This window comes from Kosakonia sp. CCTCC M2018092 (genome assembly GCF_003864115.1).
GTDB classification, from domain to species: domain Bacteria; phylum Pseudomonadota; class Gammaproteobacteria; order Enterobacterales; family Enterobacteriaceae; genus Kosakonia; species Kosakonia cowanii.
The window spans coordinates 3,790,599-3,815,873 of sequence record NZ_CP034225.1 but is presented as its reverse complement, the minus strand read 5'-3'; the positions used below and the strand labels follow the sequence as shown (position 1 = coordinate 3,815,873).

Here is a 25,275-nt window from a genome sequence, read left to right as displayed (position 1 = left end):
TACGTGATTGATAAAACCGCCTTTATTCATCCTACCGCCATTGTTGAAGAGGGTGCCGTCATTGGCGCCAACGTTCATATTGGCCCGTTTTGTATTGTGGGACCTCACGTCGAAATCGGCGAAGGTACCGTACTGAAATCTCACGTTGTTGTTAACGGCCACACCAAAATCGGTCGTGATAACGAGATTTATCAGTTCGCCTCCATCGGTGAAGTGAACCAGGATCTTAAATATGCTGGCGAGCCGACCCGTGTGGAAATTGGCGATCGCAACCGCATTCGCGAAAGCGTCACCATCCATCGTGGCACAGTACAGGACGCTGGACTGACGAAGGTGGGCAGCGATAACTTACTGATGATCAACTCGCACGTTGCGCATGACTGCATTATCGGTAACCGCTGCATCCTCGCGAATAATGCAACGCTGGGCGGCCACGTCACAATCGGTGATTATGCGATCATCGGTGGTATGACGGCGGTTCACCAGTTCTGCATTATTGGCGAGCACGTGATGGTTGGCGGCTGCTCCGGCGTCGCGCAGGACGTACCTCCTTATGTCATTGCTCAGGGCAACCATGCCACGCCGTATGGCGTGAACATCGAAGGCCTGAAACGCCGTGGCTTCAGCCGCGAAGCGCTGGTGGCTATCCGTAACGCGTACAAATTGCTCTATCGCAGCGGTAAAACGCTCGACGAAGCAAAACCGGAAATTGCCGAGCTTGCCGCGAAGCACCCGGAAGTTGATGCGTTTATGCAGTTCTTCGAGCGCTCGACGCGTGGCCTGATCCGTTAATGGTCGACAAGCGTCCGCTTACGATAGCCCTTGTCGCCGGAGAAACCTCCGGCGATATTCTTGGTGCCGGTCTTATCCGCGCACTGAGAGCGCGCGTGCCCAACGCCCGTTTTGTTGGCGTTGCCGGCCCGCGTATGCAGGCTGAAGGGTGTGAAGCCTGGTATGAGATGGAAGAGCTGGCGGTGATGGGGATCGTCGAAGTGCTTGGCCGTCTGCGTCGCCTGCTGCATATCCGCGCTGATTTGACCCGTCGATTCAGCGAGCTGCAACCCGATGTGTTTGTCGGGATTGATGCGCCGGACTTTAACATTACCCTTGAGGGTAATTTAAAAAAACGCGGCATCAAAACGATTCACTACGTCAGCCCGTCAGTCTGGGCGTGGCGACAAAAGCGCGTTTTCAAAATTGGTAAAGCCACCGATCTGGTATTGGCATTTCTCCCTTTCGAAAAAGCGTTTTACGACCGGTTTAACGTTCCATGCCGCTTTATCGGACACACCATGGCCGATGCCATGCCGCTCGATCCCGATAAAAATGCGGCGCGCGTGCATCTGGGAATTAGCCCGCAGGCGCGCTGCCTGGCGCTGCTGCCCGGCAGCCGTGGTGCAGAAGTCGAGATGCTCAGCGCCGACTTTTTGCGTACCGCACAGCTGCTGCGTGAGCGCTATCCGGAGCTGGAAGTCGTGGTTCCGCTGGTCAATGCGAAACGCCGCGAGCAGTTTGAGCGCATCAAAGCGGAAGTCGCGCCTGATTTGACGGTGCACCTGCTTGATGGCCAGGCGCGGGAAGCGATGATCGCCTCCGATGCCGCGCTGCTGGCCTCCGGCACTGCGGCGCTGGAGTGCATGCTGGCGAAATGCCCGATGGTGGTCGGCTACCGTATGAAGCCCTTCACCTTCTGGCTGGCGAAACGTCTGGTGAAAACGCCTTATGTTTCCTTGCCGAACCTGCTCGCCGGGCGCGAAGTGGTTAAAGAGCTGTTGCAGGAGGAGTGTCAGCCGCAGGCGCTGGCAGCCGCACTGGAACCGCTGCTGGCGAACAGTGAAACCCGCCATGAAATGCATGACCTGTTTCGCGAGCTGCATCAGCGCATCCGCTGTAATGCCGATGAGCAGGCGGCGGACGCGGTACTGGAGTTAGCAAAATGATTGAGTTTGTCTATCCGCACACGCATCTTGTTGCGGGTGTGGATGAAGTAGGGCGCGGCCCGCTGGTGGGCGCGGTCGTGACGGCGGCGGTGATCCTCAATCCTGCACGGCCAATTGTGGGTCTCAACGACTCCAAAAAACTCTCCGAAAAACGCCGTTTATCGCTCTACGCTGAGATTAAAGAGAAAGCGCTGGCCTGGAGTCTCGGCCGCGCGGAGCCGCACGAAATCGATGAGCTTAATATTCTGCACGCCACGATGCTGGCGATGCAGCGCGCGGTCGCCGGGCTTGCTATCACGCCAGAGTATGTGCTGATTGACGGCAACCGTTGCCCGGCGCTTGCCATGCCATCCATGGCGGTGGTGAAAGGCGACAGTCGTGTGGCAGAAATCAGCGCGGCGTCGATTATCGCCAAAGTCACGCGCGATGCCGAAATGGCCGCGCTGGATGCGATCTTCCCGCAGTATGGCTTTGCACAACATAAAGGCTATCCCACGGCTTTTCATCTGGAAAAGCTGACGGAGCATGGCGCAACCGAGCATCACCGACGCAGCTTTGCGCCGGTCAGGCGCGCGTTGGGTCTCGTCTCCTGACTCTTAAGAACGTGAAACTACAGGCTGGAATTGAATAATGGCTGAACCACGTTTCGTACACCTGCGGGTGCATAGCGACTACTCCATGATTGACGGGCTGGCGAAAACCGGGCCGCTGGTGAAGAAGGCGGCCGCCCTTGGCTCGCCCGCGCTGGCGATCACTGATTTCACCAACCTCTGCGGTCTGGTGAAGTTCTACGGAACGGCGCACGGCGCCGGGATCAAGCCCATCGTCGGCGCTGACTTCCACGTGCAGTGCGATCTGATTGGTGACGAGCTGACGCAGCTTACCGTCCTCGCCGCCAACAATACCGGCTACCAGAACCTGACGCTGCTGATTTCTCGCGCCTACCAGCGCGGCTACGGCGCGGCGGGCCCTTATATCGATCGCGACTGGCTAATTGAGCTTAACGAAGGGCTGATCCTGCTTTCCGGCGCGCGAATGGGCGACGTCGGCAAAAGCCTGCTGCGCGGTAACAGCGCGCTGGTCGAGCAGTGCCTCGATTTCTATAAAACCCATTTCCCGGATCGCTACTATCTGGAGCTGATCCGCACCGGTCGTCAGGACGAAGAGAACTACCTGCACGCGGCGGTCGCGCTGGCGGAAGCGCAGGGGTTGCCGGTTGTCGCCACCAACGACGTCCGCTTCCTCGAAGAGGGCGACTTTGACGCCCATGAAATTCGCGTCGCCATCCACGACGGCTTTACCCTCGACGATCCCAAACGCCCGCGTAACTACTCGCCGCAGCAATATATGCGCAACGAAGAGGAGATGTGCGAACTCTTCTCCGATATTCCGGAAGCGCTGGAAAACAGCGTCGAAATTGCTAAACGCTGTAACGTCACCGTGCGCCTCGGCGAGTACTTCCTGCCGCAGTTCCCGACCGGGGATATGACCACTGAAGATTTCCTGGTTGTGAAATCGAAAGAGGGGCTGGAAGAGCGACTCGAATTCCTCTTCCCCGATCCGGCAGTGCGCGCCGAGAAACGCCCACCCTACGATGAGCGCCTTGATATTGAGCTCCAGGTTATTAACCAGATGGGCTTCCCGGGCTACTTCCTGATCGTTATGGAGTTTATCCAGTGGTCGAAAGATAACGGCGTGCCCGTTGGGCCTGGCCGTGGTTCCGGTGCCGGGTCGCTGGTTGCCTATGCGCTGAAGATCACCGATCTCGATCCGCTGGAGTTTGACCTGCTGTTCGAACGTTTCCTTAACCCGGAACGTGTCTCGATGCCCGACTTCGACGTCGATTTCTGCATGGAGAAACGTGACCAGGTAATCGAACACGTGGCGGATATGTATGGCCGCGACGCGGTGTCGCAGATCATCACCTTTGGTACCATGGCGGCGAAAGCGGTTATCCGCGACGTTGGTCGCGTGCTGGGCCACCCCTATGGCTTTGTCGACCGTATCTCCAAACTGGTGCCGCCCGATCCGGGCATGACGCTGGCAAAAGCCTTTGAAGCAGAGCCGCAACTGCCGGAGATCTACGAAGCCGATGAAGAGGTGCGGGCGCTGATCGACATGGCGCGCAAGCTGGAAGGGGTCACGCGTAACGCCGGTAAACATGCCGGTGGTGTGGTGATCGCGCCAACCAAAATTACTGACTTTGCACCGCTTTACTGCGATGAAGCCGGGCAGCATCCGGTTACCCAGTTTGATAAGAACGATGTGGAATACGCGGGCCTGGTGAAGTTCGACTTCCTCGGCTTGCGTACGCTGACCATCATCAACTGGGCGCTGGAGATGATCAACGCCCGGCGCGAGAAGCAGGGCGAGCCGCCGCTGGATATCGCCGCCATTCCGCTTGAAGACAAGAAGAGCTTTGACATGCTGCAACGCTCGGAGACCACGGCGGTCTTCCAGCTTGAATCCCGCGGCATGAAGGATCTGATTAAGCGTCTGCAGCCGGACTGCTTCGAAGATATGATCGCACTGGTGGCGCTGTTCCGCCCCGGTCCGCTGCAGTCGGGCATGGTAGATAACTTTATCGACCGTAAACACGGACGCGAAGAGATCTCCTACCCGGACGTGCAGTGGCAGCACGAGAGCCTGAAACCGGTGCTGGAGCCGACCTACGGCATTATCCTGTATCAGGAACAGGTAATGCAGATTGCCCAGGTGCTCTCCGGTTATACCCTCGGTGGCGCGGATATGCTGCGTCGTGCGATGGGTAAGAAGAAGCCGGAAGAGATGGCCAAGCAGCGCTCCATTTTTGAAGATGGCGCGAAGAAAAACGGTATTGACGGCGAGCTGGCGATTAAAATCTTTGACCTGGTAGAGAAATTCGCCGGGTATGGATTTAACAAATCGCACTCCGCCGCCTATGCTTTGGTTTCCTATCAGACCCTGTGGCTGAAAGCGCACTATCCGGCCGAGTTTATGGCGGCGGTAATGACTGCCGATATGGACAACACCGAGAAAGTGGTCGGGCTGGTGGATGAGTGCTGGCGCATGGGGCTGAAGATCCTGCCGCCGGACATTAACTCCGGGCTCTACCACTTCCACGTCAACGACGACGGCGAGATCGTCTACGGTATTGGCGCGATCAAAGGCGTGGGCGAAGGGCCGATTGAAGCGATCATCGAAGCGCGTAACAACGGCGGCTATTTCCGCGAGCTGTTCGATCTCTGTGCGCGTACCGATATCAAAAAGCTTAACCGCCGGGTGCTGGAAAAGCTGATTATGTCCGGGGCGTTCGACCGCCTTGGCCCGCACCGCGCCGCGCTGATGAACTCGCTGGGCGATGCGCTGAAAGCCGCCGATCAGCACGCGAAAGCGGAGGCGATCGGCCAGGCGGATATGTTCGGCGTGCTGGCGGAAGAGCCGGAGCAGATTGAGCAATCCTACGCCAGCTGCCAGCCGTGGCCGGAGCAGGTTCAGCTTGAGGGCGAGCGGGAGACGTTGGGGCTTTACCTGACGGGACACCCGATCAACCAGTATTTAAAAGAGATAGAGCGCTATGTCGGAGGCTACAGGCTGAAAGACATGCATCCGACCGAACGTGGGAAGGTCACCACGGCGGCCGGGCTCGTCATTGCTGCGCGGGTTATGGTCACCAAGCGCGGCAATCGTATCGGCATCTGTACGTTGGATGACCGTTCCGGGCGTCTTGAAGTGATGTTGTTCACTGACGCGCTGGATAAATACCAGCAGTTGCTGGAAAAAGACCGCATACTCATCGTCAGCGGACAGGTCAGCTTTGATGACTTCAGCGGTGGGCTTAAAATGACCGCCCGTGAAGTCATGGACATTGACGAGGCCCGTGAAAAATATGCCCGCGGGCTTGCTATATCGCTGACGGACAGGCAAATTGATGACCAGCTTTTAAACCGACTCCGTCAGTCTCTGGAACCCCACCGTTCGGGAACCATTCCAGTACATCTCTATTACCAGAGGACGGATGCGCGCGCGCGGTTACGCTTTGGCGCAACCTGGCGTGTCTCTCCGAGCGATCGTTTACTTAACGATCTGCGTGGCCTCATTGGTTCGGAGCAGGTGGAACTGGAGTTTGACTAATACAGGAATACTATGAGTCTGAATTTCCTTGATTTCGAACAGCCGATTGCTGAGCTGGAAGCGAAAATCGATTCTCTGACCGCCGTTGGCCGTCAGGATGAAAAACTGGATATTAACATCGACGAAGAGGTGCATCGTCTACGTGAAAAGAGCGTAGAGCTGACACGTAAAATCTTTGCCGATCTCGGTGCCTGGCAGGTTGCACAGTTAGCCCGCCATCCGCTGCGTCCATACACCCTGGATTATGTCCGCCTGGCGTTCGACGAATTTGACGAGCTGGCCGGCGACCGCGCCTATGCTGACGATAAAGCTATCGTTGGCGGCATCGCGCGTCTGGATGGACGCCCGGTGATGATCATTGGTCATCAGAAAGGCCGTGAAACGAAAGAGAAGATTCGCCGCAACTTCGGTATGCCAGCGCCGGAAGGGTATCGTAAAGCGCTGCGTCTGATGGAGATGGCGGAACGCTTTAACATGCCGATCATCACCTTCATCGACACGCCGGGTGCTTATCCGGGCGTGGGCGCGGAAGAGCGCGGCCAGTCTGAAGCGATTGCCCGCAACCTGCGTGAAATGTCTCGCCTGAGCGTGCCGGTTATCTGCACCGTGATTGGCGAAGGCGGCTCCGGCGGCGCGCTGGCGATTGGCGTTGGCGACAAGGTCAATATGCTGCAGTACAGCACCTACTCGGTGATCTCGCCGGAAGGTTGTGCCTCGATTCTGTGGAAAAGCGCGGACAAAGCACCGCTGGCGGCCGATGCGATGGGCATTATTGCACCGCGTCTGAAAGAGCTGAAACTGATCGACTCTATCATTCCGGAACCGCTGGGCGGCGCGCACCGCAACCCGGAAGCGATTGCCGCTTCACTGAAAGCACAGCTGCTGGCGGATCTCGCCGATCTGGAAGGGCTGAGCAAAGAAGATCTGCGCAACCGCCGTTACCAGCGTCTGATGAGCTACGGCTACGCCTGATAGCGAAGCGCTGTGTAAAAGTGATAATGAGCCGCACCTCTGGTGCGGCTTTTTTTATACCTGCCATTTACCTCAACTATGCTTAGCTAAGGTTTTTAACGGAGGTAGTTGTGAATATTATTGCCATCATGGGACCCCATGGCGTTTTCTACAAAGATGAGCCGATTAAGGAGCTGGAACAGGCCTTACAGGCGCAGGGTTTTCAGATCATCTGGCCGAGAAACAGCACCGACTTACTGAAATTTATTGAACACAACCCCCGTATCTGCGGCGTGATCTTTGACTGGGACGAGTACAACCTCGACCTGTGCTGCGAGATCAACCAGCTTAACGAATACCTCCCGCTCTACGGTTTTATCAACACCCACTCGACGATGGATGTCAGCGCCCAGGATATGCGCATGGCGCTGTGGTTCTTCGAATATGCGCTGAGCGTAGCCGACGATATTGCCACGCGCATCGCGCAATACACCAAAGAGTACCTGGAAAACATTACGCCGCCCTTTACCCGGGCACTGTTTACCTACGTAAAGGAGGGGAAGTACACCTTCTGTACGCCAGGGCATATGGCGGGCACCGCTTACCAGAAAAGCCCGGTCGGCTGCCTCTTCTATGACTTCTTTGGCGGCAATACGCTGAAAGCGGATGTCTCGATCTCGGTGACGGAGCTCGGATCGCTGCTCGATCACACCGGCCCGCATCTTGAGGCGGAGGAGTATATCGCCCGCACCTTTGGTGCCGAGCAGAGCTATATGGTGACGAACGGCACCTCCACCTCAAATAAGATTGTCGGCATGTACGCCGCACCAACCGGCAGTACGCTGCTTATCGACCGTAACTGCCACAAATCCCTGGCTCACCTGCTGATGATGAGCGATGTCACGCCGCTGTGGCTGAAACCGGGGCGCAACGCGCTGGGCATTCTCGGGGGCATTCCGCGCCGCGAGTTTACCTCAGCCAGCATTGAGCAGAAGATCGTTGCCACGCCGGGCGCAAGCTGGCCGGTGCATGCGGTGATCACTAACTCCACTTATGACGGCCTGCTCTACAACACCGACTGGATCAAGAAGACGCTGGATGTGCCGTCGATTCACTTCGACTCCGCTTGGGTGCCCTATACCAATTTCCACCCGATCTACGCCGGGAAAAGCGGTATGAGCGGCGAGCGCGTGCCGGGAAAAGTCTTCTATGAAACTCAGTCGACGCACAAAATGTTGGCCGCTTTCTCGCAGGCATCGCTGATTCATATCAAAGGTGAATATGACGAAGATGCTTTCAACGAAGCCTTTATGATGCATACCACCACCTCGCCAAGTTACCCGCTGGTCGCCTCCATCGAAACGGCGGCGGCGATGTTGCGCGGCAACCCCGGAAAGCGGCTGATTAACCGCTCCGTGGAGCGCGCGCTCCACTTCCGCAAAGAGGTACAGCGGCTGAAAGAGGAGGCCGATGGCTGGTTCTTTGATATCTGGCAGCCGGAAGAGATTGATGAAGCAGAGTGCTGGCCGGTGGCGCCCGGCGCGGATTGGCACGGTTTTCGTGAGGCCGATGAGGATCATATGTTCCTCGATCCGGTGAAGGTGACGATCCTGACCCCGGGTATGGATGAGGTCGGCAATATGGGCGACGAGGGGATCCCGGCGGCGCTGGTGGCGAAGTTCCTCGATGAGCGCGGCGTAGTGGTGGAGAAAACGGGGCCTTATAACCTGCTGTTTCTCTTCAGTATCGGCATTGATAAAACGCGGGCGATGGGTCTGTTGCGCGGTTTGATGGAGTTTAAGCGCGCCTACGATCTCAACCTGCGGGTGCGTAATATGCTGCCGGATCTCTATGCGGAAGATCCCGACTTCTACCGCAATATGCGTATTCAGGATCTGGCGCAGGGGATCCATAAGCTGATCCGCCAGCACGATCTGCCGCGCCTGATGTTGCAGGCCTTCGACGTGTTGCCGGAGATGAAACTGACGCCGCATCAGGCGTGGCAGCGACAGGTGCGTGGCGATGTCGAAACGGTGGCGCTGGAAGCGTTAATCGGCCGCGTTTCCGCCAATATGATCCTGCCTTATCCGCCGGGCGTGCCGCTGGTGATGCCGGGCGAGATGATCACCGAGCAGAGCCGGGCAGTGCTCGATTTCCTGCTGATGCTCTGCGCCATTGGCCGCCACTATCCAGGATTCGAAACGGATATTCACGGTGCAAAACGGGACGAAGAGGGGTGTTATTACGTCAGAGTCCTAAAAACGCGCTGAATGGTTGCGGGCGTTTCGCGGCGGGCGTAACGTTCTGGCATCAAAAAAAGGAGAGATTATGCTGGGTTTAAAACAGGTTCACCATATCGCCATCATTGCGACGGATTATGCAAAGAGCAAAGCTTTCTACTGCGACATCCTCGGCTTTACGCTGCTCAGTGAAGTCTATCGCGAAGCGCGCGACTCATGGAAAGGCGATCTGGCGCTTAACGGGCAGTACGTTATCGAGCTTTTCTCCTTTCCGTTCCCGCCCGCGCGCGCCAGCCGGCCGGAAGCCTGCGGGCTGCGCCATCTGGCATTCAGCGTCGACGATATTGATCAGGCGGTTGCGCACCTCACCGCGCACGGCGTGGCGTGTGAAGAGATTCGCATCGACCCTTGCACCGACAAACGCTTCACCTTTTTTAACGATCCCGATGGCCTGCCGCTGGAGCTTTACCAGCAGTAAGGCTTGCCACTTCTGTGAATGCCCGGTAACGTGCCGGGCATTGTTCCCGTGTTAACACTCACTATGACCACGCCACTGCTTCTCTCGTTGCCGACCGAATCACGCCAGTTTCTGGTGGCGTTCAGCGGCGGGCTCGACTCCACCGTTTTGCTGCATCAACTGCGGCTCTGGCGCGAAGATCGCCCCGACGTGCAGCTGCGCGCAATTCATGTGCATCACGGCTTAAGCCCGAATGCCGATCGCTGGGCGGCGCACTGCGAATCACTGTGTGAGCGCTGGCAGATCCCGCTTTCACTTGTTCGTGTCATGCTGGTGGATGAGGGGAAGGGGATAGAGGCGCAGGCGCGTACCGCCCGCTATCAGGCGTTTCGTGATGCACTGCTGCCGGGTGAAGTGCTTGTCACCGCGCAGCATCTCGACGATCAATCTGAAACGGTGCTGTTAGCGCTTAAACGCGGCAGCGGGCCGGCCGGGCTGGCCGCGATGCCGCAGAGTTTGCCGTTTGGCGATACGCAGCTGTTCCGCCCGTTGCTCAACCAGAGCCGGGCATCGCTTGAGCAGTGGGCGCGCGATCATCATCTCAGCTGGATCGAGGATGAGAGCAACGCCGACACGCGCTTCGATCGCAACTTCCTGCGCAAGGCAATTCTTCCTCTGTTAAACGCCCGTTGGCCGCACTTTGCCGATGCGGCGGCGCGCAGTGCAGCGCTTTGCGGCGAACAGGAACAGTTACTCGATGAACTGCTGGCGGAGTCGTTATCAACAGTGACCACCGCAGAGGGGGCGCTGACGATTGCGCCTCTCACCGCTTACAGCGATGCACGGCGGCGAGCGCTTTTGCGCCGCTGGCTGGCGCAGCGCGGGGCGATGATGCCTTCGCGGGCGATGCTCGATCGCCTGTGGCAGGAGGTGGCACTCGCCCGGGAAGATGCGGTGCCGTGTCTGCGCGTTGGCGACGATGAGGTGCGGCGCTATCAGGGGTGTTTATGGTGGGTGAAACGCACCGCGCATCCGCGTGATGCCGAGCTTGCCTGGCCTGCGCCTTTTGCCACGCTCACTTTGCCGCAGGGATTGGGAACGCTGTCGTTGGCCTCTGGCGGTGATTTACGCGCGCCCGCTGTCGATGAAGCGGTTTCCGTGCGCTTTCAGGCACCCGGCCTGATCCACATTGTGGGTCGTCACGGCGGGCGGAAGCTGAAAAAAATCTGGCAGGAGCTGGACGTTCCCCCGTGGCAACGCGATGCCACGCCGCTGCTCTTTTATGGCGATACGCTGATTGCGGCGGCCGATCGGTTTGTAACGCGGGAAGGGGTAAAAGAGGCAGGGCAGACGGGCGTGCGTCTGGTGTGGCAAAGATAGCGGGCAGCGACGCTGCCCGCGGTGTTCAGGACTCGCTCACCACAACGGTGCCGATTTCGGGATGGCTGAAGCTGGCAATTCTGTCCAGACGCAGTTCACGGGTCTCCCCGGCGGCGTCAATCACCAGATACTCAACGTTTTTACGCAACAGCAGATCGTTCGCTTTGGCGCTGAGAACCTCGCCATCTTTCATTTCCAGCTTCAATAAAAGATGATGCTGGCAGGCGAGTTCAAGATTGTCATAATCATCACAATTGATGGGTTGATAGGCATCATTTATTGACATAATCGCTCACCAGTAAGTTCGCGGCAGCATAAGCTGCCTTATCCCTGACCGACTCTGAAAGGGTGTCATCCGACGCCATTTCATTCAAGACCTTCAATACGCACCCCAGCGCGTCCGGGATATACCCTACATCTCCGCTGGCGATTTCCGCATAACGTTTGCGCACTAGCTCACAATAATTATCCACATCACCTCCTGCCAGTCTCCCGGCTTTACTGTGAGATAACACTAAGCCTACGAAGTTAACCTCTCTTTAGCAAGGTGACTATACCATAGCTTGTTTACCATTATCAGAGTGATGAATAACGCTCGCGGCAAGAGATAACAGCGCTTTATGCTTATTTTCGCTACAATGGCGGCCATTTTATGAAGGAGGATGTAATGGCGTTAAAAGCGACAATTTATAAGGCGACGGTGAATGTGGCCGATCTGGATCGGAACCAGTTTTTAGACGCCGCCCTGACGCTGGCCCGTCATCCTTCCGAAACGCAGGAGCGCATGATGCTGCGCCTGCTGGCCTGGATAAAGTATGCCGACGAGCGTTTGCAGTTTACGCGCGGGCTGAGCGCTGATGATGAGCCGGAAGCATGGCTGCGTAACGACTATCTCGGGATCGATCTGTGGATCGAGCTTGGCCTGCCTGATGAAAAGCGGCTGAAGAAGGCGTGCAACCAGGCAAAAGAGGTGGCGCTGTTTACCTATAACTCACGGGCGGCAAATATCTGGTGGCAGCAAAACCAGGCGCGCTGTGCAACCTTCAGCAATTTAAGTATCTGGTATCTGGATGACGCACAGCTGGCAGCGCTCAGCGCATTTGCCGACGATCGCACCATGAATCTGCAGGCGACGCTGCAGGATGGCGCAATCTGGCTCTCTGATGCCACGCAAAACGTGGAGTTCCATTTTGAAACCTGGCAGCAACCATGATTGAGATCTCCCGCTCCGTCTCGCTGCCTGAGGATGAGCTGGATATCACCGCCGTGCGCTCGCAGGGTGCGGGCGGCCAGCACGTCAACAAAAGCTCAACCGCTATTCATCTGCGTTTTGACATTCGCGCCTCCAGCCTGCCAGAGTATTACAAGGCGCGCCTGCTGGAGGCGTCGCACCATTTGATAAGCCAGGATGGCTGGATCGTTATCAAAGCGCAGGAGTACCGCAGCCAGGAGATGAATCGCGAAGCGGCGATAGCCCGCCTGGTGGCGCTGATTAAAGAGTTAACCGTAGTGCAGAAAAGCCGCCGGGCCACGCGCCCGACCCGCGCCTCGAAAGAGCGGCGGTTATCGACGAAGTCACAAAAGTCGACGGTCAAAGCGCTACGTGGCAAGGTCCGTCGTCATGACGGCGGATAAAGACAACGGAAACAAGCATAAGGAAACGAGTGTGAACAGAGCGATTTTAGCCGTCGCGGCAGGGTGTACCCTCTTTGCCCTTTTCGGCTGTAATAACCGTAACGAGACGGAAATGGTGCAGCCGACCCAGGTCGAAGAGCTGAAACCGATGCAGCAGAGCTGGCGCGGTGTGTTGCCCTGCGCGGATTGTGAAGGTATTGAAACCTCACTGTTTCTGCAAAAAGATGGCAGCTGGGTAATGAACCAGCATTACCAGGGCGGGAAAGCGCCATCGGTCTTCGGTGCCTATGGCAACTGGGCGCGCACGGCGGACAAATTAGTCCTCACCGATAGCCATGGCGAAAAGACCTATTTCCGTGCGAAGGGTGAAGCACTGGAGATGCTGGATCAGGAGGGCAACCCGATTAAGTCGTCGCTCAACTACACCCTGCAACCGGTGAAAGCGCCACTGCCAACCACGCCGATGGCGATGCGCGGCATGTACAAATATATGGCGGATGCGGCGGTCTTTACCGATTGTGCGACCGGAAAAGAGGTGGCGGTCGCCAGCAACGCGCAGCTTGAGCGCGATTATGCGGCGGCACGCGGCACGGAGCTGAAGCCGATTCTGCTGGTGGTGGAGGGGCATTTTGCGCTGGAGCCGAACCCGGATACCGGTGCGGCGCAGAAAGTGCTGGTGACGAACAACAAAGGCAAATTCAGCGCGGATAAAGGCTGCGATGAGTAACCGTTGATAACATAAAAAAAGCCCCGTTTAACGGGGCTTTTTTATTGGCTTAGCCTTTGATGGCTTTCACCAGGTAATCCAGCACATCGCCGGTTTTAATCATCTGCTTCTCGCCGCTGCGACGATATTTGTATTCGATATCGTCATTGTCGAGGTTGCGATCGCCAATCACCACGGTGTGCGGAATGCCGATCAGTTCCATATCAGCAAACATCACGCCCGGACGCTCTTTACGGTCGTCCATCAGCACTTCAATACCCTGCGCGCGCAGATCGGCATAGAGTTTTTCCGCCAGCTCCTGCACACGGTAGGACTTGTGCATATTCATCGGCAGAATGGCAACCTGGAACGGAGCAATCGCATCCGGCCAGATGATGCCGCGATCGTCGTGGTTCTGCTCAATCGCCGCCGCGACAACGCGCGTCACGCCGATACCGTAGCAGCCCATGGTCAGGATCTGGTTGCGGCCATCTTCACCCTGCACGGCGGCATTCAGCGCCTCAGAGTATTTGGTGCCGAGCTGGAAGATATGACCCACTTCGATACCACGTTTGATCAGCAGGGTGCCTTTGCCATCCGGGCTCGGATCGCCCGCTACCACGTTGCGGATATCCGCCACTTCCGGCGTCGCCACGTCGCGATCCCAGTTGATGCCAAAGTAGTGTTTGCCATCAATGTTCGCGCCCGCAGAGAAGTCGCTCATGGCGGCAACGGTGCGGTCAATCACTACCGGGATCGGCAGGTTAACCGGGCCGAGCGAACCCGGGCCAGCATTGACCAGCGCGCGGATTTCCTCTTCGGTGGCGAAGGTCAGCGGGCTGGCAACCTGCGGCAGTTTTTCCGCTTTCACTTCGTTCAGCTCGTGATCGCCACGCACCAGCAGCGCAATCAGCGGCGCGCTGGCACCCTCTTCGGCTTTCACCAGCAGGGTTTTAACGGTCTTCTCAATCGGCAGGTTGAACTGCTCAACCAGCTCGGCGATGGTCTTCGCATTCGGCGTATCGACCAGCGTCATCTCCTGCGTGGCAGCAGCGCGTGGCGCTTTCGGTGCCAGCGCTTCGGCAAACTCAATGTTGGCGGCGAAATCGGAGGAGTCAGAGAAGATCACATCATCTTCGCCGCTCTGCGCCAGCACCTGGAACTCATGGGATGCGCTACCGCCGATGGAGCCGGTATCCGCCTGTACCGCGCGGAAATCGAGATCCATACGGCTGAAGATTTTGCTGTACGCGGCGTACATCGCGTCATAGGTCTCTTGCAGCGACTCCTGAGAGGTATGGAAAGAGTAAGCATCTTTCATCAGGAACTCGCGCGAGCGCATCACGCCGAAACGCGGGCGCACTTCATCGCGGAATTTGGTCTGAATCTGGAAGAAGTTCAGCGGCAGCTGTTTGTAGGAGTTCAGCTCGTTGCGGATCAGATCGGTGATCACCTCTTCGTGGGTCGGGCCGAGCACGAACGGGCGTTCGCCGCGATCGACAAAACGCAGCAGTTCCGGACCGTACTGCTCCCAGCGACCGCTCTCTTGCCACAGGTCGGCTGGCTGCACGACCGGCATGGACACCTCAATCGCACCGGCGTTGTTCATCTCTTCACGCACGATGTTTTCGACTTTTTTCAGGACGCGCAGACCGGTCGGCAACCAGGTGTACAACCCGGAGGCCAGTTTGCGGATCATCCCGGCGCGCAGCATCAGCTGGTGGCTGATCACTTCGGCGTCGGCAGGCGTCTCTTTCAGAGTAGAGAGCAAGTATTGGCTAGTACGCATGTTGTTACGGTTCCATTTGGACAATTGGAGCAGGCCGGAGGCGGCCTGACACAAAAAAGTGGTTTAGTTTATCAGCCCGGCAGAGATGCCAAAAGAGAGGGGCTCAAAATTAGCGTGGTTCAAGGGCAAACACTTCAAAACCGCCGTCGACAACGCGCCAGCGGACATTTACATCATGCAGCCAGACGGCGTAGGTTTTCCCCGGCTCCTCCTCTTTGCGGTAGGCCGGGCGCGGATCCTGCGACAGCACCTCCTGCACAAACGCGGCAAAGTGCGGATAGCGTTTCTCCAGCAGGGCGAGCGACGGTGCAAGCTCAGCTGTAAAGGTCACAGCGACACTCGCGGCGGGGGCGTGCTGAGCATAGCTTGCCTGCGCATCGGGCAGCGCTTCTGCAAAGGGGAGATAGGGTTTGATATCGACCACCGGCGTACCATCAACCAGATCGAGGCTGCCGAGTTGCAGGATAACCTGATCTTTATGGCAGCGGATGCCCTTCAGCTCAACCAGCGACATGCCGATCGGGTTGGGGCGAAACGTCGAGCGGGTGGCAAAGACGCCCATGCGGGCGTTGCCGCCGAGGCGCGGGGGCCGCACCGTCGGACGCCAGCCGCCTTCCATCGTCTGATGAAAAACAAACAGCACCCAAAGGTGGCTGAACGCCTCCAGACCGCGAACCGCATCGGGCTGGTTGTAAGGCGTCAGCAAGTGAAGTTCGCCGCCGCCGTGTTTCACCAGACCTGGCTGGCGCGGGACAGCAAACTTCTCTTTATAGGGTGAGCGAATAACGCCGATTTGCTCGAAAGCAAAATGACTCATTTGTTCGAGATATTCAGGGCAGAGCCGACGCAGAGCGCCTGGCGGTAGCAGCCTGGCGTGCCGCTGGTAACTTCGCAGTTATGCAGCAGGACGGCATTCGCTTTGGCTTTTTTCGAGGCGTTGATCTGCAGGCGTTTACGGGCGGTAGGGATGTTCGGCGGTGAATCCTGGTTGCTGGCCTGGCATGATTCGCCGGTCACTTCACCGAGATCGCGGAACGGCTTGCCGACCAGCTCTTCTGCGTTAGTAATGATGCGAACGGGAGCGGCGCGCGAGACTTTCGCTTTTTGCGGCTCTGCTTTGGGTTCCGCTGCGTTACTCTGCACGGGTTCGACAGGTGATCTGCTTAGCAACGAACAGCCGCTCAGCGTGAGTGCTAATAGACAGATCGGGAAAGCACGCATAAAAGTATCCTCACAAAAATTTTCTTAACGCCGTATTGAAACAAGGGCGTGCCCAAATGACAAGGCGGGCTTTCGCCCGCCCTGAATGATATTACAGACTGATGAGATTACCAGCCTTTCACCGCGCCGCCGTTAAAGACTTTGTTGGCAGCCTCGCTGACTTCGTCAGAGTGGAACGCCTGCACAAATTTCTTCACGTTTTCCGCGTCTTTATTATCTTCACGCGCAACGATCAGGTTCACGTACGGGGAGTCTTTGTCTTCAACAAAGATGCCGTCTTTTTCCGGGGTCAGGCCAATCTGGCTGGCATAAGTGGTGTTGATCACCGCCAGCGCAATCTGCGCATCGTCCAGTGAGCGCGGCAGCTGCGGGGCTTCCAGCTCAACGATCTTCAGGTTTTTCGGGTTTTCAGTGACGTCCAGCACCGTCGGCATCAGGCCAACGCCATCTTTCAGTTTGATCAGACCCTCTTTCTGCAGCAGCAGCAGGGCACGGCCAAGGTTGGTCGGATCGTTAGGAACGGCAACCTGAGAGCCATCCTGCAGCTCGGAGATCGCTTTGATTTTTTTCGAGTAGCCAGCGATAGGGTAGACAAAGCTGTTGCCGACCGGCACCAGTTTGAAGCCGCGGTCTTTGATCTGCTGATCGAGATACGGCTTATGCTGGAAGGCGTTAACGTCGATATCGCCTTTGCTCAGCGCTTCGTTCGGCAGCACGTAGTCGTTAAAGGTGACCAGCTCAACATCGAGGCCATACTTCTCTTTTGCTACTTTTTGCGCCACTTCGGCAACTTGCTGCTCAGCGCCAACAATCACACCAACTTTGATGTGATTCGGATCTTTTTCATCCGGGCCGCAGCCGACCAGCGCCAGGGAGCCGATCAGCGCGCCAACGGCGGCAAAGGTCTTAAAGTTAAAAGCCATCAGTTATTCCTTACTGTCAGAGTCGTTATGTTGTGTAACGTTATTTGTGCGTCACAGCCCGGACGATACGATCGCCCGCGAATTGAATTAAGTAAACCAAAACCACAAGCAATACTAAAACCGTGTTCATCACTAATGGGTTGTAGGTGACATAGCCGTACTGAATACCTAACTGGCCAAGACCGCCCGCGCCCACGGCACCACCCATCGCCGAGTAACCGACCAGCGTGATAAGGGTAATGGTTGCAGCATTGATCAGCCCCGGCAGCGCTTCCGGCAGCAATACCTTACGGATGATCTGCATCGGCGTGGCGCCCATTGCGCGTGATGCTTCAATCAGACCTGCCGGCAGTTCAAGCAAGGCATTCTCCACCATACGGGCGATAAACGGCGCTGCGCCAACGGTTAGCGGCACGATCACCGCGTAAAGGCCGATTGAGGTGCCAACGATGACGCGGGTAAAGGGGATCATCCACACCAGCAGAATAATGAAGGGGATGGAGCGGAAGATATTGACCGTGGCAGAAATCGCGCTATAGAGCGTGAGGTTTTGCATAATCTGGCCGGGGCGGGTCACGTAAAGTAATACGCCGAACGGCAGGCCGACGGCAAAACCGAGCAGGCCAGAGGCAAAGGTCATAAACAACGTTTCCCAGATGCTGCGGGCGAAGAGCCAAATCATTGCCTCAGACATAACCGAGTACCTCTACTTTTACATGGTGTTCTTGCAGCCAGGCGATGGCCGCCTGCGTATCCTGCGCGGTGCCGTGCATTTCGGTCAGCATAATGCCGAACTTCACGCCGCCGGCGTAATCCATCTGCGCGCTGATAATGTTGTTATTCACATTGAAACGACGGGCGGTTTCCGACAGCAGCGGAGCGTCGACCGACTGGCCGGTAAACTCCATGCGCAGCATCGGAACGCTATCCGCCTGCGGCTCAGGCTGCAGACGCTGTAAATAGTCTTCCGGGATGTCCAGATGCAGGGTCGACTGAATAAACTGCTGCGCCAGCGGCGTTTTCGGATGGGAGAAGACTTCGCTGACGGTATCCTGCTCAATCAATTCGCCGTTGCTGATCACTGCCACGCAGTCGCAGATGCGCTTCACCACGTCCATCTCATGGGTGATCAACAGAATGGTCAGTCCCAGGCGGCGGTTAATGTCTTTCAATAATTCAAGAATCGAGCGGGTGGTCGCCGGGTCAAGGGCGCTGGTGGCTTCATCGCACAGCAGCACTTTTGGGTTGCTGGCTAACGCTCGAGCGATGGCGACACGCTGTTTCTGGCCGCCAGAGAGGTTGGCCGGGTAGCTGTCGTGTTTATCGCCGAGGCCGACCAAATCGAGCAGCTCTTTAACGCGGCGGTTAATCTCTTCGCGCGGGGTGTTATCCAGCTCCAGCGGCAGCGCCACGTTGCCGAACACCGTGCGGGAAGCGAGCAGGTTGAAGTGCTGGAAGATCATGCCGATTTGGCGGCGCGCTTTGGTTAATTCCGCTTCAGAGAGCTGGGTCAGATCCTGACCGTCGACCAGCACGCTGCCTTGTGATGGGCGCTCAAGCAGGTTTACGCAGCGAATCAGCGTACTTTTCCCTGCGCCGGATGCGCCAATCACGCCATAAATTTGGCCAGCAGGTACGTGCAGACTGACGTTGTTTAACGCCTGAATTTTGCGGTTTCCCTGCTGGAACACCTTGGTGATATTCGAAAGTTTAATCATTAGATTATTTTTATCGTATAAGAGTGAGCCGTGGCATTTTGTTCTGCCGGTTACGGGAAAAAGCCGTAAACAGAGCGGATGGTAAGGCATCCAGACGTCTAAATCAATGTCGCGCTGTTATGATGAGCACTTTCCTGCGTAGCGAAACATGAGATACTACGGCGCAACACGGCCTTTATCAGGAGTAAACCTTTGGCAACTTTAGTACCCGCTATTTTTCTCGATCGTGACGGCACGATTAACATCGATCACGGCTATGTTCATGAGATCGATAACTTCGAGTTTATCGATGGCGTCATTGATGCCATGCGTGAATTAAAAGCGATGGGCTATGCGCTGGTGCTCGTCACCAACCAGTCCGGTATTGCGCGTGGGTTATATAGTGAAGCGCAGTTTGAGACGCTGACCGAATGGATGGACTGGTCTCTTGCCGATCGCGATGTCGATTTTGATGGTATCTACTATTGCCCGCATCATCCTGAAGCGAGCGTAGAGGAGTATCGCCAGGAGTGCGATTGCCGTAAGCCGCAGCCGGGGATGCTGATCTCTGCGCGTGACTTCCTGCACATTGATATGGCTGCTTCTTATATAGTGGGCGACAAAATGGAAGATATGCAGGCGGGTGCGGCAGCTAATGTCGGCACGAAAGTATTGGTGCGTACCGGTAAGCCAGTAACGCCAGAGGCTGAAAAAAGTGCAGATTGGGTGCTAAATAGCCTTGCGGAGCTGCCTGCAGCGATTAAAAAGCACCAAAAATAGCCGTTATGTTGAAAAGATGAGCGGTTGAAATAAAAATGCATTTTTCCGCTTGTCATTCCTCGTAGGCTCCCTATAATGCGCCTCCATCGACACGGCGCTAAGCAAACAACAGCTTGCAGCGACGTTAAGTCGGAAGAGAAAAAATCCTGAAATTCAGGGTTGACTCTGAAAGAGGAAAGCGTAATATACGCCACCTCGCGACAGAGCGCTGAAGCGCGTCGCAACTGCTCTTTAACAATTTATCAGACAATCTGTGTGGGCACTCAGGTGACATGGATTCTTAACGTCCTCGGACGATAAATGAATACCAAGTCTCACGGGTGAACACGTAATTCATTACGGTTTAATTCGATGAGCATCAAACTTTAAATTGAAGAGTTTGATCATGGCTCAGATTGAACGCTGGCGGCAGGCCTAACACATGCAAGTCGAACGGTAACAGGAAGCAGCTTGCTGCTTCGCTGACGAGTGGCGGACGGGTGAGTAATGTCTGGGAAACTGCCTGATGGAGGGGGATAACTACTGGAAACGGTAGCTAATACCGCATAACGTCGCAAGACCAAAGAGGGGGACCTTCGGGCCTCTTGCCATCAGATGTGCCCAGATGGGATTAGCTAGTAGGTGGGGTAACGGCTCACCTAGGCGACGATCCCTAGCTGGTCTGAGAGGATGACCAGCCACACTGGAACTGAGACACGGTCCAGACTCCTACGGGAGGCAGCAGTGGGGAATATTGCACAATGGGCGCAAGCCTGATGCAGCCATGCCGCGTGTATGAAGAAGGCCTTCGGGTTGTAAAGTACTTTCAGCGGGGAGGAAGGCGATGCGGTTAATAACCGCGTCGATTGACGTTACCCGCAGAAGAAGCACCGGCTAACTCCGTGCCAGCAGCCGCGGTAATACGGAGGGTGCAAGCGTTAATCGGAATTACTGGGCGTAAAGCGCACGCAGGCGGTCTGTCAAGTCGGATGTGAAATCCCCGGGCTCAACCTGGGAACTGCATCCGAAACTGGCAGGCTTGAGTCTCGTAGAGGGGGGTAGAATTCCAGGTGTAGCGGTGAAATGCGTAGAGATCTGGAGGAATACCGGTGGCGAAGGCGGCCCCCTGGACGAAGACTGACGCTCAGGTGCGAAAGCGTGGGGAGCAAACAGGATTAGATACCCTGGTAGTCCACGCCGTAAACGATGTCGACTTGGAGGTTGTGCCCTTGAGGCGTGGCTTCCGGAGCTAACGCGTTAAGTCGACCGCCTGGGGAGTACGGCCGCAAGGTTAAAACTCAAATGAATTGACGGGGGCCCGCACAAGCGGTGGAGCATGTGGTTTAATTCGATGCAACGCGAAGAACCTTACCTGGTCTTGACATCCACAGAACTTTCCAGAGATGGATTGGTGCCTTCGGGAACTGTGAGACAGGTGCTGCATGGCTGTCGTCAGCTCGTGTTGTGAAATGTTGGGTTAAGTCCCGCAACGAGCGCAACCCTTATCCTTTGTTGCCAGCGGTCCGGCCGGGAACTCAAAGGAGACTGCCAGTGATAAACTGGAGGAAGGTGGGGATGACGTCAAGTCATCATGGCCCTTACGACCAGGGCTACACACGTGCTACAATGGCGCATACAAAGAGAAGCAATCTCGCGAGAGCTAGCGGACCTCATAAAGTGCGTCGTAGTCCGGATTGGAGTCTGCAACTCGACTCCATGAAGTCGGAATCGCTAGTAATCGTGAATCAGAATGTCACGGTGAATACGTTCCCGGGCCTTGTACACACCGCCCGTCACACCATGGGAGTGGGTTGCAAAAGAAGTAGGTAGCTTAACCTTCGGGAGGGCGCTTACCACTTTGTGATTCATGACTGGGGTGAAGTCGTAACAAGGTAACCGTAGGGGAACCTGCGGTTGGATCACCTCCTTACCTTAAAGAACCTTTCCCTGCAGTGTCCACACAGATTGTCTGATGAAAAATAACGAGCAGTGAAAATCTCTGCAGGCTTGTAGCTCAGGTGGTTAGAGCGCACCCCTGATAAGGGTGAGGTCGGTGGTTCAAGTCCACTCAGGCCTACCAAATTCGCTCCCGTGCTTTGTTGTGCTGAAGCTCACATACATTACGTATGCTTCGCTCCATCACGCCGCGCCCGGAAACGAATTCAAGGTACAGAGTTTAACTACGATGGGGCTATAGCTCAGCTGGGAGAGCGCCTGCTTTGCACGCAGGAGGTCTGCGGTTCGATCCCGCATAGCTCCACCATCCTCACTGTTCGTCACAAGAAAACTTCAGAGTACACATTCTGTGTGTGCTGCGAAGTTTTGCTCTTTAAAAATCTGGATCAAGCTGAAAATTGAAACACAGAACAATGCGAATTGTTCCGTGAGTCTCTCAAATTTTCGCAACTGATGATGTTTTACGAAACATCTTCGGGTTGTGAGGTTAAGCGACTAAGCGTACACGGTGGATGCCCTGGCAGTCAGAGGCGATGAAGGACGTGCTAATCTGCGAAAAGCGCCGGTAAGGTGATATGAACCGTTACAGCCGGCGATGTCCGAATGGGGAAACCCAGTGCAATCCGTTGCACTATCGTTAACTGAATACATAGGTTAACGAGGCGAACCGGGGGAACTGAAACATCTAAGTACCCCGAGGAAAAGAAATCAACCGAGATTCCCCCAGTAGCGGCGAGCGAACGGGGAACAGCCCAGAGCCTGAATCAGCCTGAGTGTTAGTGGAAGCGTCTGGAAAGTCGCGCGATACAGGGTGACAGCCCCGTACACAAAAGCACTCTTGCTGTGAGCTCGATGAGTAGGGCGGGACACGTGGTATCCTGTCTGAATATGGGGGGACCATCCTCCAAGGCTAAATACTCCTGACTGACCGATAGTGAACCAGTACCGTGAGGGAAAGGCGAAAAGAACCCCGGCGAGGGGAGTGAAACAGAACCTGAAACCGTGTACGTACAAGCAGTGGGAGCCTCTTTTATGGGGTGACTGCGTACCTTTTGTATAATGGGTCAGCGACTTATATTCTGTAGCAAGGTTAACCGTATAGGGGAGCCGCAGGGAAACCGAGTCTTAACTGGGCGTTAAGTTGCAGGGTATAGACCCGAAACCCGGTGATCTAGCCATGGGCAGGTTGAAGGTTGGGTAACACTAACTGGAGGACCGAACCGACTAATGTTGAAAAATTAGCGGATGACCTGTGGCTGGGGGTGAAAGGCCAATCAAACCGGGAGATAGCTGGTTCTCCCCGAAAGCTATTTAGGTAGCGCCTCGTGAATTCATCTCCGGGGGTAGAGCACTGTTTCGGCTAGGGGGCCATCCCGGCTTACCAACCCGATGCAAACTACGAATACCGGAGAATGTTATCACGGGAGACACACGGCGGGTGCTAACGTCCGTCGTGAAGAGGGAAACAACCCAGACCGCCAGCTAAGGTCCCAAAGTCATGGTTAAGTGGGAAACGATGTGGGAAGGCCCAGACAGCCAGGATGTTGGCTTAGAAGCAGCCATCATTTAAAGAAAGCGTAATAGCTCACTGGTCGAGTCGGCCTGCGCGGAAGATGTAACGGGGCTAAACCATGCACCGAAGCTGCGGCAGCGACACTATGTGTTGTTGGGTAGGGGAGCGTTCTGTAAGCCGTTGAAGGTGTGCTGTGAGGCATGCTGGAGGTATCAGAAGTGCGAATGCTGACATAAGTAACGATAAAGCGGGTGAAAAGCCCGCTCGCCGGAAGACCAAGGGTTCCTGTCCAACGTTAATCGGGGCAGGGTGAGTCGACCCCTAAGGCGAGGCCGAAAGGCGTAGTCGATGGGAAACAGGTTAATATTCCTGTACTTGGTGTTACTGCGAAGGGGGGACGGAGAAGGCTATGTCGGCCGGGCGACGGTTGTCCCGGTTTAAGCGTGTAGGTGTGTGTTCCAGGTAAATCCGGTTCACTTTAACACTGAGGCGTGATGACGAGGCACTACGGTGCTGAAGTGACAAATGCCCTGCTTCCAGGAAAAGCCTCTAAGCATCAGGTAACACGAAATCGTACCCCAAACCGACACAGGTGGTCAGGTAGAGAATACCAAGGCGCTTGAGAGAACTCGGGTGAAGGAACTAGGCAAAATGGTGCCGTAACTTCGGGAGAAGGCACGCTGGTGCGTAGGTGAAGCGACTTGCTCGCGGAGCTGAAACCAGTCGAAGATACCAGCTGGCTGCAACTGTTTATTAAAAACACAGCACTGTGCAAACACGAAAGTGGACGTATACGGTGTGACGCCTGCCCGGTGCCGGAAGGTTAATTGATGGGGTCAACCGCAAGGTGAAGCTCTTGATCGAAGCCCCGGTAAACGGCGGCCGTAACTATAACGGTCCTAAGGTAGCGAAATTCCTTGTCGGGTAAGTTCCGACCTGCACGAATGGCGTAATGATGGCCAGGCTGTCTCCACCCGAGACTCAGTGAAATTGAACTCGCTGTGAAGATGCAGTGTACCCGCGGCAAGACGGAAAGACCCCGTGAACCTTTACTATAGCTTGACACTGAACATTGAGCCTTGATGTGTAGGATAGGTGGGAGGCTTTGAAGCGTGGACGCCAGTCTGCGTGGAGCCAACCTTGAAATACCACCCTTTAATGTTTGATGTTCTAACGTGGACCCGTAATCCGGGTTGCGGACAGTGTCTGGTGGGTAGTTTGACTGGGGCGGTCTCCTCCTAAAGCGTAACGGAGGAGCACGAAGGTCAGCTAATCCTGGTCGGACATCAGGAGGTTAGTGCAATGGCATAAGCTGGCTTGACTGCGAGCGTGACGGCGCGAGCAGGTGCGAAAGCAGGTCATAGTGATCCGGTGGTTCTGAATGGAAGGGCCATCGCTCAACGGATAAAAGGTACTCCGGGGATAACAGGCTGATACCGCCCAAGAGTTCATATCGACGGCGGTGTTTGGCACCTCGATGTCGGCTCATCACATCCTGGGGCTGAAGTAGGTCCCAAGGGTATGGCTGTTCGCCATTTAAAGTGGTACGCGAGCTGGGTTTAGAACGTCGTGAGACAGTTCGGTCCCTATCTGCCGTGGGCGCTGGAGAATTGAGGGGGGCTGCTCCTAGTACGAGAGGACCGGAGTGGACGCATCACTGGTGTTCGGGTTGTCATGCCAATGGCACTGCCCGGTAGCTAAATGCGGAAGAGATAAGTGCTGAAAGCATCTAAGCACGAAACTTGCCCCGAGATGAGTTCTCCCTGAGACTTTAAGTCTCCTGAAGGAACGTTGAAGACGACGACGTTGATAGGCCGGGTGTGTAAGCGCAGCGATGCGTTGAGCTAACCGGTACTAATGAACCGTGAGGCTTAACCTTACAACGCCGAAGATGTTTTGGCGGTGAGAGACAGATTTTCAGCTGATACCAGATTTGAAGGAACGAACGCTTTTGCACTGAGGCAAGGCGGCAAGTGACGGAAAGGAAGGAGCATA

Annotated in this window: 20 protein-coding genes, 2 tRNA genes and 2 rRNA genes; 16 read left to right on the top strand and 8 right to left on the bottom strand. The window is 56.0% G+C overall.

Annotated features, from left to right (window positions below):
* The first annotated feature begins 3 nt into the window (after positions 1–3).
* The 8 genes from lpxA to tilS all read left to right on the top strand — a co-directional run bounded on the left by lpxA (position 4) and on the right by tilS (position 11,081).
* Positions 4–792 carry an acyl-ACP--UDP-N-acetylglucosamine O-acyltransferase gene (gene lpxA / locus EH164_RS18155; RefSeq protein ID WP_023480511.1) on the top strand — a complete coding sequence of 263 codons (789 nt, stop codon included), beginning with the start codon at positions 4–6 and terminating at the stop codon, positions 790–792.
* A complete protein-coding gene (gene lpxB, locus EH164_RS18150) occupies positions 792–1,940 on the top strand; it encodes a lipid-A-disaccharide synthase (RefSeq protein WP_124969685.1) in 1,149 nt (382 codons plus the stop codon). Before lpxA ends, lpxB begins: the two co-directional genes overlap by 1 nt.
* Positions 1,937–2,533 carry a ribonuclease HII gene (rnhB, locus tag EH164_RS18145; protein WP_124969682.1) on the top strand — a complete coding sequence of 199 codons (597 nt, stop codon included), beginning with the start codon at positions 1,937–1,939 and terminating at the stop codon, positions 2,531–2,533. The genes lpxB and rnhB overlap by 4 nt, the downstream gene beginning before the upstream one ends.
* A gap of 37 nt (positions 2,534–2,570) precedes the next feature.
* On the top strand, positions 2,571–6,053 hold the full coding sequence (gene dnaE / locus EH164_RS18140; protein ID WP_124969679.1) for a DNA polymerase III subunit alpha: 3,483 nt from the start codon (positions 2,571–2,573) through the stop codon (positions 6,051–6,053).
* Between the two features lie 12 nt (positions 6,054–6,065).
* A complete protein-coding gene (gene accA, locus EH164_RS18135; protein WP_124969676.1) occupies positions 6,066–7,025 on the top strand; it encodes an acetyl-CoA carboxylase carboxyl transferase subunit alpha in 960 nt (319 codons plus the stop codon).
* Between the two features lie 110 nt (positions 7,026–7,135).
* On the top strand, positions 7,136–9,274 hold the full coding sequence (locus EH164_RS18130) for a lysine decarboxylase LdcC (protein ID WP_094419398.1): 2,139 nt from the start codon (positions 7,136–7,138) through the stop codon (positions 9,272–9,274).
* A gap of 58 nt (positions 9,275–9,332) precedes the next feature.
* Positions 9,333–9,722 (top strand): VOC family protein, encoded by a 390-nt coding sequence (locus EH164_RS18125; protein ID WP_124969673.1) that lies wholly within the window; start codon positions 9,333–9,335, stop codon positions 9,720–9,722.
* A gap of 63 nt (positions 9,723–9,785) precedes the next feature.
* Complete coding sequence (gene tilS, locus EH164_RS18120) at positions 9,786–11,081, top strand: tRNA lysidine(34) synthetase TilS (RefSeq protein ID WP_124971565.1); 1,296 nt, start codon at positions 9,786–9,788, stop codon at positions 11,079–11,081.
* 25 nt (positions 11,082–11,106) lie between these two features.
* Here the strand turns inward: tilS and rof are convergent, their stop codons facing one another.
* Both rof and EH164_RS18110 read right to left on the bottom strand, forming a co-directional pair.
* Positions 11,107–11,367, bottom strand: a complete 261-nt coding sequence (gene rof, locus EH164_RS18115; RefSeq protein ID WP_023480196.1) for a Rho-binding antiterminator — start codon at positions 11,365–11,367, stop codon at positions 11,107–11,109.
* Positions 11,354–11,554 (bottom strand): YaeP family protein, encoded by a 201-nt coding sequence (locus EH164_RS18110; RefSeq protein WP_023480353.1) that lies wholly within the window; start codon positions 11,552–11,554, stop codon positions 11,354–11,356. The genes rof and EH164_RS18110 overlap by 14 nt, the downstream gene beginning before the upstream one ends.
* Positions 11,555–11,748: 194 nt before the next feature.
* Here EH164_RS18110 and EH164_RS18105 point away from each other — a divergent pair, with 194 nt between their 5' ends.
* Genes EH164_RS18105 through nlpE form a run of 3 tightly spaced genes read left to right on the top strand, consistent with a single transcriptional unit; the run spans position 11,749 to position 13,443 of the window.
* On the top strand, positions 11,749–12,294 hold the full coding sequence (locus tag EH164_RS18105; RefSeq protein ID WP_023480349.1) for a YaeQ family protein: 546 nt from the start codon (positions 11,749–11,751) through the stop codon (positions 12,292–12,294).
* The gene (gene arfB / locus EH164_RS18100; protein WP_124969670.1) at positions 12,291–12,716 is read left to right on the top strand and encodes an alternative ribosome rescue aminoacyl-tRNA hydrolase ArfB; all 426 of its coding nucleotides are present in this window, start codon (positions 12,291–12,293) and stop codon (positions 12,714–12,716) included. The genes EH164_RS18105 and arfB overlap by 4 nt, the downstream gene beginning before the upstream one ends.
* Positions 12,717–12,747: 31 nt before the next feature.
* A complete protein-coding gene (gene nlpE / locus EH164_RS18095; protein WP_124969667.1) occupies positions 12,748–13,443 on the top strand; it encodes an envelope stress response activation lipoprotein NlpE in 696 nt (231 codons plus the stop codon).
* 49 nt (positions 13,444–13,492) lie between these two features.
* Here nlpE and proS read toward each other — a convergent pair whose 3' ends face one another.
* The 6 genes from proS to metN all read right to left on the bottom strand — a co-directional run bounded on the left by proS (position 13,493) and on the right by metN (position 19,073).
* A complete protein-coding gene (gene proS, locus EH164_RS18090; RefSeq protein WP_042713892.1) occupies positions 13,493–15,211 on the bottom strand; it encodes a proline--tRNA ligase in 1,719 nt (572 codons plus the stop codon).
* Between the two features lie 109 nt (positions 15,212–15,320).
* Positions 15,321–16,028, bottom strand: a complete 708-nt coding sequence (gene tsaA / locus EH164_RS18085; RefSeq protein WP_124969664.1) for a tRNA (N6-threonylcarbamoyladenosine(37)-N6)-methyltransferase TrmO — start codon at positions 16,026–16,028, stop codon at positions 15,321–15,323.
* Positions 16,025–16,432: an Rcs stress response system protein RcsF gene (gene rcsF / locus EH164_RS18080; protein ID WP_124969661.1), complete on the bottom strand. Its 408-nt coding sequence runs from the start codon at positions 16,430–16,432 to the stop codon at positions 16,025–16,027. Before rcsF ends, tsaA begins: the two co-directional genes overlap by 4 nt.
* A 107-nt stretch (positions 16,433–16,539) precedes the next feature.
* Positions 16,540–17,355: a MetQ/NlpA family lipoprotein gene (locus EH164_RS18075; RefSeq protein ID WP_023480346.1), complete on the bottom strand. Its 816-nt coding sequence runs from the start codon at positions 17,353–17,355 to the stop codon at positions 16,540–16,542.
* A 40-nt stretch (positions 17,356–17,395) separates the two neighbouring features.
* Positions 17,396–18,049, bottom strand: a complete 654-nt coding sequence (gene metI, locus EH164_RS18070) for a methionine ABC transporter permease MetI (RefSeq protein ID WP_023480461.1) — start codon at positions 18,047–18,049, stop codon at positions 17,396–17,398.
* Entirely contained in the window at positions 18,042–19,073 is a 1,032-nt protein-coding gene (metN, locus tag EH164_RS18065; RefSeq protein WP_023480497.1) for a methionine ABC transporter ATP-binding protein MetN, read from the bottom strand. The genes metI and metN overlap by 8 nt, the downstream gene beginning before the upstream one ends.
* 192 nt (positions 19,074–19,265) lie before the next feature.
* Between metN and gmhB the strand changes: the two genes are divergently transcribed.
* From gmhB to EH164_RS18040, 5 genes are all read left to right on the top strand, one after another.
* Complete coding sequence (gmhB, locus tag EH164_RS18060; protein ID WP_023480388.1) at positions 19,266–19,832, top strand: D-glycero-beta-D-manno-heptose 1,7-bisphosphate 7-phosphatase; 567 nt, start codon at positions 19,266–19,268, stop codon at positions 19,830–19,832.
* Between the two features lie 367 nt (positions 19,833–20,199).
* A 16S ribosomal RNA gene (locus tag EH164_RS18055) occupies positions 20,200–21,741 on the top strand.
* Positions 21,742–21,814: 73 nt separating this feature from the next.
* Positions 21,815–21,891 (top strand) — tRNA-Ile (locus EH164_RS18050).
* A 107-nt stretch (positions 21,892–21,998) separates the two neighbouring features.
* A tRNA-Ala gene (locus EH164_RS18045) sits at positions 21,999–22,074 on the top strand.
* A gap of 178 nt (positions 22,075–22,252) precedes the next feature.
* Positions 22,253–25,159 (top strand): 23S ribosomal RNA (locus tag EH164_RS18040).
* Together the 16S and 23S rRNA genes with 2 tRNA genes alongside form the textbook arrangement of a ribosomal RNA operon.
* Positions 25,160–25,275 lie beyond the last annotated feature (116 nt).

Excerpts from the sequence above, each read along its gene's own strand:
- lpxB (WP_124969685.1), top strand. The coding sequence starts at position 792 with ATGGTCGACAAGCGTCCGCTTACGATAGCCCTTGTCGCCGGAGAAACC.
- rnhB (WP_124969682.1), top strand. The coding sequence starts at position 1,937 with ATGATTGAGTTTGTCTATCCGCACACGCATCTTGTTGCGGGTGTGGAT.
- dnaE (WP_124969679.1), top strand. The coding sequence starts at position 2,571 with ATGGCTGAACCACGTTTCGTACACCTGCGGGTGCATAGCGACTACTCC.
- accA (WP_124969676.1), top strand. The coding sequence starts at position 6,066 with ATGAGTCTGAATTTCCTTGATTTCGAACAGCCGATTGCTGAGCTGGAA.
- EH164_RS18125 (WP_124969673.1), top strand. The coding sequence starts at position 9,333 with ATGCTGGGTTTAAAACAGGTTCACCATATCGCCATCATTGCGACGGAT.
- tilS (WP_124971565.1), top strand. The coding sequence starts at position 9,786 with ATGACCACGCCACTGCTTCTCTCGTTGCCGACCGAATCACGCCAGTTT.
- rof (WP_023480196.1), bottom strand. The coding sequence starts at position 11,367 with ATGTCAATAAATGATGCCTATCAACCCATCAATTGTGATGATTATGAC.
- EH164_RS18105 (WP_023480349.1), top strand. The coding sequence starts at position 11,749 with ATGGCGTTAAAAGCGACAATTTATAAGGCGACGGTGAATGTGGCCGAT.
- arfB (WP_124969670.1), top strand. The coding sequence starts at position 12,291 with ATGATTGAGATCTCCCGCTCCGTCTCGCTGCCTGAGGATGAGCTGGAT.
- proS (WP_042713892.1), bottom strand. The coding sequence starts at position 15,211 with ATGCGTACTAGCCAATACTTGCTCTCTACTCTGAAAGAGACGCCTGCC.
- tsaA (WP_124969664.1), bottom strand. The coding sequence starts at position 16,028 with ATGAGTCATTTTGCTTTCGAGCAAATCGGCGTTATTCGCTCACCCTAT.
- rcsF (WP_124969661.1), bottom strand. The coding sequence starts at position 16,432 with ATGCGTGCTTTCCCGATCTGTCTATTAGCACTCACGCTGAGCGGCTGT.
- EH164_RS18075 (WP_023480346.1), bottom strand. The coding sequence starts at position 17,355 with ATGGCTTTTAACTTTAAGACCTTTGCCGCCGTTGGCGCGCTGATCGGC.
- metI (WP_023480461.1), bottom strand. The coding sequence starts at position 18,049 with ATGTCTGAGGCAATGATTTGGCTCTTCGCCCGCAGCATCTGGGAAACG.
- metN (WP_023480497.1), bottom strand. The coding sequence starts at position 19,073 with ATGATTAAACTTTCGAATATCACCAAGGTGTTCCAGCAGGGAAACCGC.